16 protein-coding genes are annotated in these 15,678 nt (G+C 64.7%); 8 read left to right on the top strand and 8 right to left on the bottom strand.

All coding sequences use genetic code 11. The features are described 5' to 3' along the window. Positions 1 to 145: 145 nt before the first annotated feature. Positions 146 to 394: a hypothetical protein gene (locus CS1BSM3_RS07400; RefSeq protein WP_072386357.1), complete on the top strand. Its 249-nt coding sequence runs from the start codon at positions 146 to 148 to the stop codon at positions 392 to 394. Between the two features lie 114 nt (positions 395 to 508). Here the strand turns inward: CS1BSM3_RS07400 and CS1BSM3_RS07405 are convergent, their stop codons facing one another. Next, the gene (locus tag CS1BSM3_RS07405) at positions 509 to 1,513 is read right to left on the bottom strand and encodes an amidohydrolase family protein (protein WP_072386358.1); all 1,005 of its coding nucleotides are present in this window, start codon (positions 1,511 to 1,513) and stop codon (positions 509 to 511) included. Between the two features lie 356 nt (positions 1,514 to 1,869). On the opposite strand from CS1BSM3_RS07405, the gene CS1BSM3_RS07410 reads away from it, so the two are divergent. From CS1BSM3_RS07410 to CS1BSM3_RS07420, 3 genes are all read left to right on the top strand, one after another. After that, positions 1,870 to 2,616 carry a class I SAM-dependent methyltransferase gene (locus CS1BSM3_RS07410; RefSeq protein ID WP_072386359.1) on the top strand — a complete coding sequence of 249 codons (747 nt, stop codon included), beginning with the start codon at positions 1,870 to 1,872 and terminating at the stop codon, positions 2,614 to 2,616. Between the two features lie 122 nt (positions 2,617 to 2,738). Continuing rightward, positions 2,739 to 2,915, top strand: a complete 177-nt coding sequence (locus CS1BSM3_RS28205; protein WP_174263643.1) for a hypothetical protein — start codon at positions 2,739 to 2,741, stop codon at positions 2,913 to 2,915. 183 nt (positions 2,916 to 3,098) lie between these two features. Beyond that, positions 3,099 to 4,547 carry an MFS transporter gene (locus CS1BSM3_RS07420; protein WP_072386361.1) on the top strand — a complete coding sequence of 483 codons (1,449 nt, stop codon included), beginning with the start codon at positions 3,099 to 3,101 and terminating at the stop codon, positions 4,545 to 4,547. Positions 4,548 to 4,580: 33 nt separating this feature from the next. Here the strand turns inward: CS1BSM3_RS07420 and CS1BSM3_RS28775 are convergent, their stop codons facing one another. Together CS1BSM3_RS28775 and CS1BSM3_RS07425 are read right to left on the bottom strand one after the other, a co-directional pair. Next, complete coding sequence (locus tag CS1BSM3_RS28775) at positions 4,581 to 4,709, bottom strand: hypothetical protein (protein WP_280174730.1); 129 nt, start codon at positions 4,707 to 4,709, stop codon at positions 4,581 to 4,583. Positions 4,710 to 4,782: 73 nt separating this feature from the next. Then, complete coding sequence (locus CS1BSM3_RS07425; RefSeq protein WP_072386362.1) at positions 4,783 to 5,193, bottom strand: hypothetical protein; 411 nt, start codon at positions 5,191 to 5,193, stop codon at positions 4,783 to 4,785. 162 nt (positions 5,194 to 5,355) lie between these two features. Between CS1BSM3_RS07425 and CS1BSM3_RS07430 the strand changes: the two genes are divergently transcribed. After that, on the top strand, positions 5,356 to 6,552 hold the full coding sequence (locus tag CS1BSM3_RS07430; protein WP_083528412.1) for a serine hydrolase domain-containing protein: 1,197 nt from the start codon (positions 5,356 to 5,358) through the stop codon (positions 6,550 to 6,552). Between the two features lie 69 nt (positions 6,553 to 6,621). Here the strand turns inward: CS1BSM3_RS07430 and CS1BSM3_RS07435 are convergent, their stop codons facing one another. Both CS1BSM3_RS07435 and ahcY read right to left on the bottom strand, forming a co-directional pair. Then, positions 6,622 to 8,004 (bottom strand): glutamate--cysteine ligase, encoded by a 1,383-nt coding sequence (locus tag CS1BSM3_RS07435; protein ID WP_072386364.1) that lies wholly within the window; start codon positions 8,002 to 8,004, stop codon positions 6,622 to 6,624. 328 nt (positions 8,005 to 8,332) lie between these two features. Further along, on the bottom strand, positions 8,333 to 9,742 hold the full coding sequence (ahcY, locus tag CS1BSM3_RS07440) for an adenosylhomocysteinase (RefSeq protein WP_072386365.1): 1,410 nt from the start codon (positions 9,740 to 9,742) through the stop codon (positions 8,333 to 8,335). Between the two features lie 218 nt (positions 9,743 to 9,960). Here ahcY and CS1BSM3_RS07445 point away from each other — a divergent pair, with 218 nt between their 5' ends. Continuing rightward, positions 9,961 to 10,839: a metallophosphoesterase family protein gene (locus tag CS1BSM3_RS07445; protein ID WP_210188748.1), complete on the top strand. Its 879-nt coding sequence runs from the start codon at positions 9,961 to 9,963 to the stop codon at positions 10,837 to 10,839. Between the two features lie 32 nt (positions 10,840 to 10,871). On the opposite strand, the gene CS1BSM3_RS07450 is transcribed toward CS1BSM3_RS07445, so the two are convergent. Then, a complete protein-coding gene (locus CS1BSM3_RS07450; RefSeq protein ID WP_174263644.1) occupies positions 10,872 to 11,468 on the bottom strand; it encodes a hypothetical protein in 597 nt (198 codons plus the stop codon). Between the two features lie 210 nt (positions 11,469 to 11,678). Here CS1BSM3_RS07450 and CS1BSM3_RS07455 point away from each other — a divergent pair, with 210 nt between their 5' ends. Then, positions 11,679 to 12,665, top strand: coding sequence for an acrylyl-CoA reductase (NADPH) (locus CS1BSM3_RS07455; protein ID WP_072386368.1), 987 nt, complete (start codon positions 11,679 to 11,681; stop codon positions 12,663 to 12,665). 11 nt (positions 12,666 to 12,676) lie between these two features. On the opposite strand, the gene CS1BSM3_RS07460 is transcribed toward CS1BSM3_RS07455, so the two are convergent. Then, positions 12,677 to 13,909, bottom strand: a complete 1,233-nt coding sequence (locus CS1BSM3_RS07460) for a hypothetical protein (protein WP_174263645.1) — start codon at positions 13,907 to 13,909, stop codon at positions 12,677 to 12,679. Between the two features lie 418 nt (positions 13,910 to 14,327). On the opposite strand from CS1BSM3_RS07460, the gene CS1BSM3_RS07465 reads away from it, so the two are divergent. Further along, the gene (locus CS1BSM3_RS07465) at positions 14,328 to 15,056 is read left to right on the top strand and encodes a lysozyme (RefSeq protein ID WP_072386370.1); all 729 of its coding nucleotides are present in this window, start codon (positions 14,328 to 14,330) and stop codon (positions 15,054 to 15,056) included. Between the two features lie 268 nt (positions 15,057 to 15,324). On the opposite strand, the gene CS1BSM3_RS07470 is transcribed toward CS1BSM3_RS07465, so the two are convergent. Then, the gene (locus CS1BSM3_RS07470; protein WP_072386371.1) at positions 15,325 to 15,669 is read right to left on the bottom strand and encodes a hypothetical protein; all 345 of its coding nucleotides are present in this window, start codon (positions 15,667 to 15,669) and stop codon (positions 15,325 to 15,327) included. Positions 15,670 to 15,678 lie beyond the last annotated feature (9 nt).

Below are 15,678 nucleotides of genomic sequence, written 5' to 3' on the forward strand. Positions count from 1 at the left end.
GCCGAATCTTTCCGCAATTTGCGGATTGAGCAGAGCTGCTGCTCCATGATGTGAGAAGAGACATTGGCTCTCTAACAGCGGTCCCAGGTGGCACCTATCTCCTCGATTGTTGAAATGCGCATCTATTGAGAATGGAGATCGGTTCATGAAGACTACGCTGGTCAAGATTACTGCCGCGGCCGCCTTCATTGCAGCCTCCGGCCTCGCGTCCACTTCGCAGGCGCAGGTCGCTATCAGCGCGCCGCTTACGCCGGTTACAGCGGTGGTTGGTGGCGCCGCCATCATTGCAGGCCACGAAGCATTCGCGCGTAAACCGTACGGACGTAACGGCGAGATCAAGAAGGCGTGCACGGGCGTGGTCAAGGCAGTGCTCGGCAAGAAGAAGCGCTGCTAAACTTCATATCATTGCGAATGAAGAGGGCGCCCGGCGTCGACCGGGCGCCCTTTGGTATTCCAAGAGCAGCGCCGCCGTCATGGCGCGTCGAGTTTGTGTCGTCGGCTACGGCCGCTACGCCCCGCGGGGAGCGCGGCCGCCCAGCAATCTCAGTGCATTGCCGGACAGGATCATCTCGCGGTCGGCATCGGGAAGAGCTGCAAGCATCGGCAATGCCAGATCGCCTTCCGCATCGCCGATCTCATAGGGGAAGTCCGTGCCGAACAGCACGTGATCCGGACCATAGGTCCTGATGATGAATTCGAGCAGGCCAGGGCTGGCGACGACAGTGTCGTAGTAGAGGCTCCTGAGATACGTGCTGGGTGGGCGCGAAATGTTGGCGCGGCAGGCCGGATTCGCCTCGTACTGCGGTGCGCTCCAGCCGAGATCCAGCCGGCCTGCGAGCGCTGGCAGCGTGCCGCCGCCATGTGACAGGACGAGCTTCAGGCGCGGATGGCGCTCCAGCACACCTGCAAAAATGAGCCGCGTGACGGCGACCGTCGTCTCGGTCGGCCAGGCAACGAGCGTGCGCAAAGTGTACTCGGTCTGCGTGGCGCTCAGCGCCGACGACGTCGAGTGCATGAAGATCATCAGATCGAGCGTTTCGATCACGGCGAACAGCGGCTCGAAGGCGGGATTGTCCAGCGTGAGCGGACCCGCTGACGTGCTGAGCACGACACCCGAGAATCCGTGCTGTTCAACGGCGCGGTGAAGCTCATCCGCCGCAATGGCGGGATCGCCCAGAGCCGGCACCGCAAGTCCGGCAATTCGGCCTTCGCCATTCGCGACCATCCATGCCGTGGAGGCATTCAGAAGCCGCGTCTCCTCGAGGCTCAGGACCTTGGCACCATTCGAGATGATGCTTGGCGAAGGTGAGATGAGCTGCAGCGCCACGCCTCTCCGCTTCAGGCTCTCCAGACGGGCATCGAGGTCATAGAGCAGCGGATCGAACGTGCCGTAGCCGGGAAGATGATAGCTGCGTGGGCCGGTCGCCTGCAGTGGAAATCCCAGGCCGGGCGTATCGGCCATCCGGCGAACGAGCTCCTCGCTGAACCCGTGTGCGTGCACGTCGATGAGCATTGCTTCGCGCCCCCCTAGCCGCCGTCGGCGCAGCGACTTTAGATTGTGGGTTCGAGACTATTCCCTCGGTCCGTCCGCATCAGCCACCATTCACAGCGGATCTGAGCTGCCTCTCGCTGCGCCATTCGGTCGCGCATTTTTTTCCCACTTTGGCTCAACAATAGGCAAAACCTCTCCCTGCTCCCTTGAACTCACCTGGCGCATTTCGTCGCGGCTTCAAGGTTGCTCCCACCATCTGCCTCAATCCAGGCGGCATCTCAGCACCACACGACCCCCATGGGCGCCTTCGACGCATTTTGCGCGCACGCACTGTCGCCGTGCCGCCAGCCGAACGCGGCCCCAAGCTGGAGAAAAATATGGCCACCCTGAATCCATTGCTGACCAAGGTGTTCCGAGGCCCGCTCGATCTCAACGGTCCGGTGATCGGCCGGATCTTCTATCTGTTCGAGTATGCGCGATCCTACATCGAGGAGCGGATCGAAGCCTTCGATGCGCGCTTCGGCACGGATACGTCCGCTCCCACGTTCGAGCGCAACCAGAAGACGGCGGTCCACTTCTATGTGCCGACGACGGCTTCGACGATCTACGAGATTCTCGGCTCGATCCCTCTGCAGCCGAACAAGTTCGCATTCGTGGACATGGGATCGGGCAAGGGTCGCGCCTTGCTCGTGGCGTCGGAGTTTCCTTTCGCGAAGATCGTCGGCGTGGAACTCTCGGAGCACCTGCATCGCAGCGCCGAGATCAACATCGAGCGCTACAAACCCGAATCTCAGCAATGCGCGGCATTCGAGCTGAAATGCATGGATGCGCTCGACTTCGACTACGGAGACGAGCCGGTCGTTCTGTTCCTCTTCGATCCGTTCGGGCGAGAGATCCTGCAGAACGTCATTGCCAATCTCGAAGCATCGCTCAAGACAAAGCCCCGCGACGTCTATGTCGTCTACGTGTACCCGCAGTTCGAGGATGTGCTGCAAAGCTCGCGCGTCTTCGAGATGGTGAAAGAAGGCGGCCCGAAATGGCGGCCCTGGAGCCGGTATGTGATCTACGCGGCAACGGCAGCAGCAGCGGCCAGCCTTGGCATGGAGCCGCCTCCGCTCACGTGATCGCTGCGTCTGTCACCGAGCCCGATGGCCGGCGTCGATATGCGCAATCCGTGACAAGTCAATCATCGAAGGGACGGAATGTCGCCGCGAATTCGCCGCGCGAATCGCGTGTGGTCCGGCTCATGCCGAACTCCACATCAAAGCTCGCCGAGAAGCTGCTGATCATCTTCGAGATGGACGGGCGCGATGCCGTCGAGCAGTACGCGCGCGCGAACGGCATCCCGCTCGCGGTCTGCCGTAAGATCATCTCGGATTACGAGGTGGCTCGAGGCCTGCGCACGCTCGCGGCCGGCGGATAGGCGCGGCCGCCGAACGCGGCCCAAGGGCGCGTTGGCCGACAGAAGCTAAGTGATGCTCCTGCGGGAATGGTGCCTGCGTTCGGGAACGAGCGCGGGCCGCAGTTGTTTAACTCTCGTCATTCCTGAGAGGAAAGGCGAAGCAAGCCTGCTCGCCTGATCCTGCCCGCGAAAGGAGGAGGCGAATTGCAAGACGCGGCCTCGCAATCGGGCGCTATCGTCACGACCGACATTCCCGCGCGCCTGGACCGCTTGCCGTGGGGACGCTTTCACACGCTTGTCGTAGTTGCACTCGGGATCACCTGGATACTCGATGGGCTCGAGGTGACGCTCGCCGGCGCCGTTGCCGGTGCCCTGCGCCAGAGCCCTGTTCTTCAGTTCAGTAATACGGACATCGGACTGGCCGGCAGCGCCTACATCGCAGGCGCCGTCCTCGGCGCGGTGTTCTTCGGCTGGCTGACGGACTGGCTGGGCCGCAAGAAACTCTTCTTCATCACGCTCACCGTTTATTTGGTCGCCACCGCCGCGACAGCGCTCTCCTGGAATTTGTGGAGCTTCATGCTTTGCAGGTTCATGACGGGCGCGGGCATCGGCGGCGAGTACGTCGCCATCAACTCGACCATCCAGGAGCTCATTCCCGCGCGCGTGCGCGGCTGGACTGATCTCGCAATCAACGGCAGCTTCTGGGTTGGCGCGGCAATGGGTGCGGCCGCCTCGATCATACTGCTCGATCCCGCGTATTTCGCACCGGACATCGGCTGGCGTCTGGCGTTCCTGATCGGCGCCATACTGGCCGTGGTCATCTTCTTCATGCGTCTGTGGATACCGGAAAGCCCGCGCTGGCTGATGACGCACAATCGCGCGATCGAGGCCGAGGCGATCGTGACGGCCCTCGAAAACGACTTCCGCCGCCGTGGCCACGAACTGCCACCGGGACCGCTGCCGACCATCCGCCTGCGCGCGCGCACCCACACGCCTCTGGCCGAGGTGGCCCATACGCTTTTTCGCGCGCAGCAACAGCGCACGCTGGTCGGCCTCAGCCTGATGGCGGCGCAGGCCTTCTTCTACAACGCCATCTTCTTCACGTACGCACTCATCCTCATGGAGTTCTACGGCATCCGAAGCGACCACGTGGGCTGGTACATTCTGCCCTTCGCCGTCGGGAATTTTCTCGGCCCCATCATCCTTGGCCGCTTGTTCGACACGATCGGCCGCCGGCCCATGCTTGCCATCACGTACACGGTCTCCGGCCTCCTGCTGGCGCTCACAGGCTTCATGTTCGCCGAGGAGATGCTGTCAGCCTCCCATCTGACAATGGCCTGGATGATTACGTTCTTCTTTGCTTCGGCGGCCGCGAGCGCGGCGTACCTGACCGTGAGCGAGACATTCCCGCTCGAGATCCGCGCCCTCGCGATCGCCTTTTTCTACGCGCTCGGCACGGGCGTCGGCGGTATTGCCGGCCCCTGGCTCTTCGGCATTCTGATCGAGACGGGATCGCGCTCGAGCGTGCTCATCGGCTATCTGATCGGCGCGGGGCTCATGATCGCCGCGGCGATCATTGCGGCCATATGGGCCGTTCCCGCCGAGCGAAAGCCTCTGGAGGATGTAAGCAAGCCGCTGGCTGCGGTCGATTGAGGTGGTACGGCCGCTACGCGCGGCCGTCGCGGATCATTTTCCCTGGATGCGCACGCCCGGCAAGTTGATGTCGACGGTCGTGCGCTGGCTGTCCCAATAGAGGTAGCCGAGCACGGCTACGGCTACAGCCAGCACAACAATCATGAGTGATTTTGCGTCCATTGTTCCCTTCTCGTGCTTTCAGTCATCCGACAAATAAGAACGCACGACGATAGCGGCGGGTTCCCGACATACCTCAGTAGGTCTGGTAGCAGCCTTCGATGGCGGCTGTGCCCTCCTTGGCGCGGCGAAGCTTGAGCAGGGACTGGCGGCTCGTCTGAATGCGGAAGTCGCGGCACACGGGACCTTCCGCGCGGCTCGACAGGACGCCCAGCGCGCGCTTCGCCTCGAAGAAATCAAAGACCACGGAGATGTCCGGCGTCCCTGGGCAGACGCAGACGCGATAGATGGCACCCGTGTCGGCGTTATTGGGGATGATTTCGAGGAGCACGGTATCCTCGTCGCCCTCGCGAATGGCCCAGGGATAGCAGGGCGAATTCGGGATGAGGCAGGCGGCAGCGAAGGCCGGCGTCGCCGCCGCGAACAAACCAAGCGCGACAGCGGCCGCGGGCAGGGAAAGAAGGCGCAAGACTGGAGAGGTCGTCATGGGCAGCCCCGTTCTCGAGAATGCTGACGAGAACAATATCGTGTGCCGCCAGCCATTCTGCCAGCGCCGAGGCCGCCCCGCGCCTGTGCATGTTCGCTCGGCCCGCCGAATGGCCTAAGCTTGCCGTAGCCAGCACGACATTAACCAACAGGGGGACGCACCATGGCCGCTCGATTGATGGAGGGCTTTCCGCCCGCGACGCAAGACCAGGTGACGCTCGCGAACTGGCGGCAGTCCCCGTTCAATCATTGGGCCTTCCACCATGTGCGCGAGATCATCCCCACCGCCGACATCCCCCATGATCCGGCGCGCGTTCGGGAGCTGAAGTCGGCACCGCAGGATCTCGATCGCCTGCCGGTTGCCATGCCGGGCGGCAAATCCGTGCCGTTCAGCCAGTTTCTGACCGACAGCAGCACCGACGGCATTGTCGTCCTGCACAAGGGCGCGGTGATCTTCGAGCGTTACGGCCACGGCATGACCGAGCGCTCGCCGCACATTCTCATGTCCGTCAGCAAGTCTATGCTCGGGCTCGTCGCTGGCGTGCTCGCTGGCCAGGGCGTGCTCGATGTCGAGCGGCCGGTTACGCACTACGTGCCCGAGGTCGCGCGGACGGCCTACACCGGTGCTACAGTGCGTCATCTGCTCGACATGCGTACGGGCCTCGTCTTCGACGAGAACTATCTGGCGACCTCCGGCCCGATCGTCGCCTATCGCAAGTCGACCAACTGGAACCCGCTCGAACCGGGCGAAACGCCCACGGATCTGCGCTCGTTCTACAGTAATCTCACCGAGGCGGACCAACCACATGGCGGCCGCTTCCACTACATCTCCGTGAACACGGACCTGCTCGGCTGGGTTGTCGAGCGCGCGGCAGGACGGCGCTTCGCCGATCTCATGAGTGAGCTTATCTGGCAGCCCATGGGCGCCGCGGAGAGTGCTTACATCACGGTCGATCGGCTCGGCGCGCCGCGCTGTGCCGGCGGCATGTGCACGACGACGCGCGATCTCGCTCGCATCGGCCAGCTCATCCTGGAGCGCGGCGCGCGCGGCAGCAAGCAGATCATCCCCGAGAGCTGGATTGCCGACATCCTGGAGAACGGCGACACCGACGCCTGGAATGCCGGCAGCTTCGTCGAGTTCTTCCCGGGTGCGACCATGCACTATCGCGCCAAGTGGTATGTCGAGCGCGGTCGCGCGCCGCTGCTCTCAGGCCTCGGCATTCACGGGCAGAACCTGTTCATCGACCCGGTCAATCAGATCGTGATCGCGAAGTTTTCTTCGCAAGCCCCGCCGCTCGATGCGGGCCTCATCGCCGCAACGGGCGCGGCGGTCAGTGCTGTGCGGAAGGCGCTGAGCTGAGCGGTGACTAATGGCGCCACCCACTTCCCCTTCTCCCCGTTCTTCACGGGGAGAGGGAATTTGATTTCCTCAGAACGCGTATTCGCCGAACACGCGGCGGACATCACCCTTCCACGGCCCGTGGTAGGCCTCGAGCAACTGCTCGGCGATCGTACGCCCCGAAGCCACGATCTCCTCGACAGGCGCCAGATACTCCCGCTCGTCCTGCCCACGCGCATTCTTGCGCGCCCGCGCGGCGAGACCACCACGCGAGATCGCGACAGCCTCGCGCGCGATCTCCAGAAGCTTCCCATTGCGGAACGGTGTCTTGAGCGCGAGGCGTGGCACGCCATCGCGGAGCGCCTGGCGCTCCTCCGCCGTCCAGTCCTTAACCAGCGACCACGCTGCATCAAGCGCCGTCTGGTCATAAAGCAGGCCAACCCAGAAGGCCGGCAGCGCGCAGATGCGCCGCCAGCGCCCGCCGTCCGCACCGCGCATTTCGAGGAAGCGCTTCATGCGCACTTCGGGGAACAGCGTCGTGAGATGATCGGACCAGTCGTCGATGGTCGGCCGCTCGCCGGGCAGCGCCGCGAGCTTGCCCTCCAGAAAATCACGGAATGAAGCGCCGGCGACATCGATGTACTCGCCGTCGCGATAGACAAAGTACATGGGCACATCGAGCGCGTACTCCGCATAGCGCTCGAAGCCCATGCCCTCCTCGAAGACGAAGGGCAGCATTCCCGTGCGCCGCTTGTCGGTGTCGCGCCAGACCTCGCTGCGCATGGAAAGAAAGCCATTGGGCTTGCCCTCGGTGAAGGGCGAGGCGGCGAAGATCGCCGTCGCGATCGGCTGCAGCGCCAGCGAGACGCGCAGCTTCTTGACCATGTCGGCTTCGCTGCCGAAGTCGAGGTTCACCTGGATGGTTGCCGTGCGGTACATCATGTCGAGACCGCCCTTGCCGACCTGCGGCATGTAGCGGGTCATGACCGCATAGCGGCGCTTGGGCATGCGCGGCGTCTCTTCGCGCGTCCAGGTCGGCGAGAAGCCGAGGCCGAGGAAGCCGACGCCGAGATCCTTGCCGATCGCGCTCACCTGATCGAGGTGCTGCTGCGTCTCGTCGGCGACCTCATGAAGCGTCTCGAGCGGCGCACCCGAAAGCTCGAACTGACCGCCCGGCTCCAGCGATACCGTCGCTACCGGCTCACCGTCGGGCCGCTTGAGGGCGATGATGTTCTCGCCCTCCATGATGGGCAGCCAGCCATAGCGCACGGCCAAGGCTTCGAGGATCGCGCGAATGCCGCGTGGGCCCTCGTAGGGCACCGGGCTCAGGTCATCGGTATGGAAGACGATCTTCTCGTGCTCGGTGCCGATGCGCCATTGGTCGGCCGGCTTACAGCCGGCAGCAATCCAGTCGACGAGATCGGCGCGCGAGCGCACGACAGGGGAGGGCGCACCGTCCTGGCGGGTGGACATTCGACGTTTCCTCGTGAGCCTGGCCCCGCGGGAGCGGGCGGCATGTTGCCCGTCTTATGGACGACCGGAGGGCCCTGAAACAAGAGCCGAATTCAACCCCCGCGGCCGGGCATGGTGCTGGCATGGTTTGGATACCGGCACGCGGAACCTCGCGGGCCGGCCGGCGAATATGCGCCGGGTCCCGCGATCGGGGGAGCGCCGCCGGAGCATGTCACAACCGCGCCCGGCGCGCGGCCGGCCGGGGCGGTCTGGGGCCTCCCAAAGCGAATGGGCGCCCTGGGGCGCCCATTCTGGTCTCTCGGCCTGCTGCAGCCTCAGGGCGCAGCCCTCAATAGCGATAGTGATCGCCCTTGAACGGGCCTGCCTGCGTGACGCCGATATAGTCGGCCTGCTCCTTCGAGAGCTTGGTCAGCTTCGCGCCCACCTTGGCGAGGTGGAGCATGGCGACCTTCTCGTCGAGGTGCTTCGGCAGCACGTACACTTCCTTCTTGTACTTGCCGTCCTTGTTGTTGGCGAAGAGCTCGATCTGGGCGAGCGTCTGGTTGGTGAACGAGGCCGACATCACGAACGAGGGATGGCCCATCGCGTTGCCGAGGTTCACGAGACGGCCCTGGCTCAGCAGGATGATGCGGTTGCCGTTCGGGAACGCGATCTCGTCGACCTGATCCTTGATGTTCGTCCACTTGAAGTTCTTGAGGCCCGCGACCTGGATCTCATTGTCGAAGTGGCCGATGTTGCAGACGATCGCGCGATCCTTCATCGCGCGCATGTGCTCGAGGGTGATGATGTCCTTGTTGCCGGTCGCGGTGACGTAGATGTCGGCGCGCGAGAGCGCATCCTCGATCGTCACGACCTCGTAGCCTTCCATCGCCGCCTGCAGGGCGCAGATCGGATCGATCTCGGAAACGAGGACGCGGCAGCCGGCCTGGCGCAGCGATGCCGCCGAACCCTTGCCGACGTCACCGTAGCCCGCGACGAACGCGACCTTGCCCGACATCATCACGTCGGTGCCGCGGCGAATGCCGTCGACCAGCGACTCGCGGCAACCGTAGAGATTGTCGAACTTCGATTTCGTGACGCTGTCATTGACGTTGATCGCCGGCCACAGCAGCGTCCCAGCCTTCTGCATCTCGTAGAGGCGATGAACGCCCGTGGTCGTCTCCTCGGAAACGCCCTTGATGGATTTCGCGATCTCGCCGAACCAGCCCTTCGGCTTCTCCTTGAGGCAGCGATTGATCAGCGCGAACAGGATCTCTTCTTCCTCGGATCCGGCCTTGCTCAAAAAGGCGGTGTCGCCCTTCTCGGCCCGCACGCCGAGATGAATGAACAGCGTCGCGTCGCCGCCGTCATCGAGGATCATGTTCGGATAGCCGCCGCCGTGCCAGTCGAACAGCTTGGCGGTGTAGTCCCAGTACTCGACCAGCGTCTCGCCCTTAACGGCGAAGACCGGGGTGCCAGCGGCAGCGATCGCGGCAGCGGCATGGTCCTGCGTCGAATAGATGTTGCAGGAGACCCAGCGCACGTCGGCGCCAAGCGCCTTCAGCGTCTCGATGAGGACGCCCGTCTGGATGGTCATGTGCAGCGAGCCGGCAATGCGCGCGCCCTTGAGCGGCTGCTTGGGGCCGTACTCCGCGCGCGTCGCCATCAGGCCCGGCATTTCGCTCTCGGCGATGGAGAGCTCCTTGCGGCCGAAATCTGCGAGGGCAATATCCTTGACGATGTAGTCCTTGGTGCTCATGGGGCGCCTTTCTCGGCTGAGGATGGCCTGCAGACCCGGCACGGCGGCCGCACGTCAATGGCGCGGACGCGGCCTCGCGGGCATGAATGGACCGGCGTTGTATAGCGGCAGAGCCGCAGCGCCGCAAGGCGGATATAAAGAAATCTTTATGTCTTTCTGCGGACGCTTGACGCACGCTGCGGCACGCGCCAGCCTGCTCGCCTCCCATGGAGGCCCCAGTGAAGCCCGAGGCGATCTCCTTCGACACGGCAAAGCCCCTCCTCGTCTTCGGGGGGCCATACTCGAACCTCGAGGCGACCGAGGCCCTGCGCCGGCGGGCCGACGTGCTCGGCATTCCGCCCGGCAATGTCATCTGCACGGGTGACATCGTCGCATACTGCGCTAGCCCCGAGGAAACAGCGCGCCTCGTGGCCGATTGGGGCTGCCACGTCATTCAAGGGAACTGCGAGCAGCAGCTTGCCGTCGCGGCGGAGGACTGCGCCTGCAATTTCGAGGACGGCACCGAATGCGCGGCCCTCGCCAAGGGCTGGTATCCCTATGCCAACACCCGCATGAGCGACCACATGCGTGCGTGGATGGGCGGCCTTCCAGGAACCCTGCATTTCGACTACGCCGGCCGCTCCTTCCGCGTCGTCCATGGCGGCACGGCGATCGTCAATCGCTGGGTCTTCCAGTCGGAGCGCGACGTGCTCGCCGAAGAGGTTGTTCTGAGCGGAGCCGACATAACGATCGCCGGCCACTCGGGCCTCCCGTATATCGCGCGCGTCGGCCGCCGCGTCTGGTTCAATCCGGGTGTCATCGGAATGCCCGCCAACGACGGCACGGCCGAGGTCTGGTACGGCCTGATCCGCGCGATCGACGGCGGCGTTCTGCTCTCGACGCACCGCCTCGCCTACGACCACCACACGGCGGCCGCCGCCATGCGCCGCTCGGGCCACGCGAATGGCTATGCGCGCACGCTCATTACGGGCCTCTGGCCGAGCCTCGACATCCTGCCGCCCGCCGAGCGCGAGACGACCGGCCAGCGTATTCGCCAGCGCACGATGCGCCTTGGACCACGCGCCGAAGCGTCTGCTGAGGCGGCCGCAGTCTCCTAGCTCGTTTCATGCTCCGTATGCTCCGGCAGCGGCTATTTCTTGCCCTTTGCCTTGGCCTTCTTTGCCGCCGGCTTGCGCTCGGGCAGAGCCGAAGCGATCGACGCCGTTGAGATCGGGTTCGCCACCTCCAGCTCACCGCACTCCACCGAGCCCGTCTTGGCCCAGCGGGCGACGTCGGCGCGCATGGTGGGCGCCAGCGTCTCGGGTATGCGACGGTTCTCGGCGGCGAGGCTCGTGCCCCCGCCATCCCTGGTGATCGAGACGATGAAGACCTTGCCGCCGCGCGGGCTCGGCTGATCCGGCGTGCGGATGTGGACGGCGACCTCGGCGGCACCGCCTTCGCTCTCGGGCTCGAGCTTGCCTTCGAAGACGTAGGATTTTTCGAGCGGCTTGCCCGGGCCGAACCAGCAGGCCTTGGCCCCGCGAGCGACGCGCGAGTAGATCTCGTGCGTGGGCTCTGAATGGTTGCTGGTGTAGTTCCCGATCGAAACCGCGGTCGGCAGGCTCACCGACGATTGCAGGCTTTCCGTCTTGAGAACGCTCGTGCCTTCGCAGCCAGCGAGCGCGACGAGGCCGAGGCCCGCGAGTGCCCCCTGCAGCACGCCAGCATTCCGCGCCCTACGCCTCACGGCGTCACCTCGCCCATCATCCGGCCGGCCTGAAATCCGGGACGACGATCCCAGAGCCGCCGCAGCCTGACAAGTGCGTCAATGCCGCTGTAGAAAACACATTTCAGGCCCTGCGGCGACCTGCAAGGCCCCGGCGTGACACAAGCTCGACAGGCGCCCGCCCGTGGCGTAAAGCCGGGGCAAGCAGAGGTCCGCGCCAGGGAGGCAGATATGTCATCGTTCAAAGGCTTGCTGTTGACGAAGGGCGATGCCGGTCCTCATGCCGCGTGGACCGAGCTGACCGATGCCGACCTCATGGACGGCGATGTGACGGTCCGCGTGTCGCACTCCACGATCAACTACAAGGACGGCCTCGCCATTACGGGCAGGGCCCCGGTCGTGCGCCGCTGGCCGATGATCCCCGGCATCGATTTCGCGGGCGAAGTGATCGCTTCCGGCAATCCCGCCTTCAAAGCCGGCGACAGCGTCGTATTGAACGGCTGGGGCGTCGGCGAGACGCACCTCGGCGGCTATGCGGAGCGCGCGCGTGTCAAAGCGGACTGGCTGGTGCCGCTGCCGCCCGCGTTCACGCCGGCGCAGGCCATGGCCATCGGCACGGCCGGCTACACCGCGATGCTTTGCGTGCTGGCGCTCGAGCGCAATGGCATCACGCCCGACCGCGGTCCTGTTCTCGTGACGGGTGCGGCAGGCGGCGTCGGCTCGGTGGCGATCGCGCTCCTCGGCAAGCTCGGCTACACGGTCATCGCCTCGACGGGTCGCGCTTCGGAGGCCGAGTATCTGAAGGGCCTCGGCGCGAGCGAGGTCATCGATCGCGCGGAGCTCTCCGGTCCCGCGCGGCCGCTCGGCAAGGAGCGATGGGCAGGCGCCGTCGACTCGGTCGGCTCGAACACGCTCGCCAATGCAATTGCCATGACGAAGTACGATGGCTGCGTCGCCGCCTGTGGGCTCGCGCAGGGCATGGATCTGCCGTCATCCGTTGCGCCGTTCATCCTGCGCGGCGTCACGCTCGCCGGCGTCGACAGTGTCATGGCGCCGCACGCGCGCCGCCTCGATGCCTGGACACGGCTCGCGCGCGACCTCGACATCGACAAGCTCGATCAGATGGCGGTCAAGCGGCCGATCAGCGACGTGATCACCCTCGCGCCAGAGATCCTCGCCGGCAAGATCCGGGGCCGCGTGGTGCTCGAGATCGGCTAAGCGCGCGTCGCTCAGGAGCCCGCGATGCGGGTCCAGACGGCTGCCCAGCCGTCGGGCCCGACCATGAAGCCGGCGTTCGTCACGAAGAGCAGAACGCACAGCACGGCGAGCACTGCTCGCTTCGCCGGAAAGTTCGACGCCGCGAATGGCACAAGCACGAACAGCCAGTGCGGAACCGTCACCGCAGGGCTGAACAGCAGCGATTCATTCGGAATGAATATGACGAAGAATATCGCTCGCACGATCGCGTAGGCCGCAAGCGGCAACAGAAGGCCGTTCGCAGCGCCGAAGGAGGCTCCCCGCATGCCGGGCAGGAATGGCGCCACGATCAGAAGGCCGATGACGAGCATCGTCACCATCGCGATCGGCGACCAGCGGTAGGCCGCTACGCTTGGCTCGAAGTAGCCACCGAACTGAGACCACCACAGGGCGTGCGGCGTCGGCGCAACGAGATTGAAGAAAAACCAGCTCGCGATGAAATCATGAATCTTGTCCGGGCCGTAGTTGAACCTCAGGACGTAGTCGATGAACAAAGCGAAGTGCGACTGCTCCGCCCGGCTCGTGCTTTCCGGAACAATCCAGCCATTGACGAAAATCTCGAGCACGAGCAGCGCGGCCAGGGTGACAGCCACCTGCACTGCGATCCAGCGCATCCGTGACCAAACCATCCCGCGCAGCCACGCGTCGACGGCGGGTATGGCGATGAGAAAGCCCGCAACGATCTCGTTGAAGCAGGCAACCGCCAGGATGGCGTTCAGCCCGATTGTGCGCCGTGCATTCCAGTCGTCCCGATAGAGCACGTAGACGGCGATGTACAGCGCGGACAGAGAGGCCGTGAGGATCTTCGATTCCGGTATCGCGGCGAAGTACCAGACGCCGAGCGAGCTCGCGTAAATCATCCCACCGAGCAGACCGTAGCCGCGCGGCAGCAGGACCGTGAACGCCACGATAGCCCCTAGAACGCCGAGCGCGCCCACGGCCGCGAACATCGCCTTCAGGAGTATGTGCGGCGCGATCCAGGCCTCGAGCGGCGAAAAGAGCTTCATCCATCCGAGCCCGAGGACGACCGTCCCTGGATGGAAACGCGCAGCCGTATGGTCGTAGGCGTGGCGTGCCATCAACTCGTAGTAGTCCGGATCGGCACCGAAATAGGAAGTCCCGTCACGCGTATCGAGATAGAGGGCGGACAGCAGATAAACCACGAATGCCGCACCGACGACGAGGAAGGCCCCGAGCGTCAGCACGCCCTGCCTCTCCTCCGTGTGGGCCGATCCGAGCGGACGCGCGGCGCTATAGGACTCGGATGCGTGGGGCGAGTATTCGCTCATTCTTTCTACCTGGCGAGTCCGGCCCCGAGGCCTATTCATCTGCGAGCAAAACAGCGCAAGGCCCCGATCGGCAATGCGACAGATGCATCCGGCACAGCGCAGGATCACCCGCGCTGGATGCACTCTGTCCGCAAAAACATGAATGCGACCCCAATGGCATAGCCAGGCGCATCGCCGCCGCGGCCCTATCCGGTAAGCCGCGGTTCACTCCTCGGTTGCAGTGACAAAGCAGCAACAGCGCGGCGAGGCCCGCGCAAGCAAAGCACCCCACTGTCACAGCGCGCGGCACACCCTTTGGGGTCGTGCCGGCAAGAAGGGATGCCGACGCGCCGACATGCATCACAGCTATCTCGATGCCATCAAGTCCTTTGAGGGCTTCACCCCCAAAGCCCAGTGGGACTATGCCCAGTTCAGCAACGGCTATGGGACCAAGGCCCTCTATCCGGGCGAGGCCATTACGCCGGAGGAGGCCGAGAAGCGGTTCGCCGCCGAGATCGCCGCCGCGCGGAGCATCGTTGAGAAGCACGCTGCCGGCTGGGACGAGGGGACCAAGGCCGCCCTCACCTCGCTGACCTTCAATGCCGGAAGCCGCTGGATATCGAGCGGCCTCGGCGAGGCGGTGCGCAATCAGGACATCGAAGGCGTCAAGGAGCGCTTCCTTCAGTACACGAAGGCAGGCGGCGAGGTTCTTCCGGGCCTGCTCCGCCGGCGCCTCGCCGAGCTCGACTGGATCGGCGGCGGCGGCGCGCCATCAGGCGGGCCGGTCAGTCCGGCAGCAGCCACAACCGCCCAAGTGTCGCCGCAGGCCTCGCCGGCCCCCACGGCCACCTTCATGGCCACGCGGCTCGACATTCCCCAGACCGAGGCGACCTACCGGACCCAGGCCGCAGTGACCGAGCGCGATGGGACGGCCGCGACAGGCGAGAGCCCCGAGGCGCGCTCGGCCCAGCTCTCGCTCCTCGTCACGCTGCTCTTCGATCTGCAGATGCGCTCAGCGCTCGCCGATCCGCTCAAGTCCGGCGAGACGCGCTCCGAGCGCCAGGATCGCACGACCGCGACCTGAGCTGTGCAGGATTAACTCCCGGCTAACCATGGAATGACAATTACCGCAAACTTAGCGGTTTCTAAGCCGCGGGCCGGCACTATGGCCCGCATGATGGACGAACAGAAATACGAGCGCATACTTCAGCGCATTGCCCAACTCGGCACCTGGCTCGAGGAGGAGGCGCCATATGCGCTTTCCGATCAGCGCCATCTCGAGCCGCACTCGCCCGAGCAGGCATACTGGCACCTCGGCTACCACCGAGGGCTCAGCGACATGCTGTCGTTCCTCAAAGAGAGAGTTGAAGACAGTGGGGGCACTGCCAGTTCGTCCCGCGCGGCCGGACCGGATGAATGATGGTGGACGGCGGCCTGAGCTGGTGAAAGAGCGCGCACTCCTCCTCGAAGGCCTCGCGCGACCCCGGCATGACTGCAAACTTGAACATGGTGCTTGAGCCGATCAGCTCGCTCAGGCGCGCGCGCACGTCATAGTCGTCGCGACCGACGCTCTGCACCCGAAAACGCCCATCGCTATCCACGTAGCCGAGCGCAAATATGCCCGTCCGCCCCTTCGGCAGCACGCGCTGAAGCGCGTCGAAGGACAGTGCGTGCGGGCCTTTCAGTGAAATGCTCATCTTCCGGTT

Origin of the sequence: Hyphomicrobium sp. CS1BSMeth3 (genome assembly GCF_900117415.1) — a bacterium.
GTDB lineage: Bacteria > Pseudomonadota > Alphaproteobacteria > Rhizobiales > Hyphomicrobiaceae.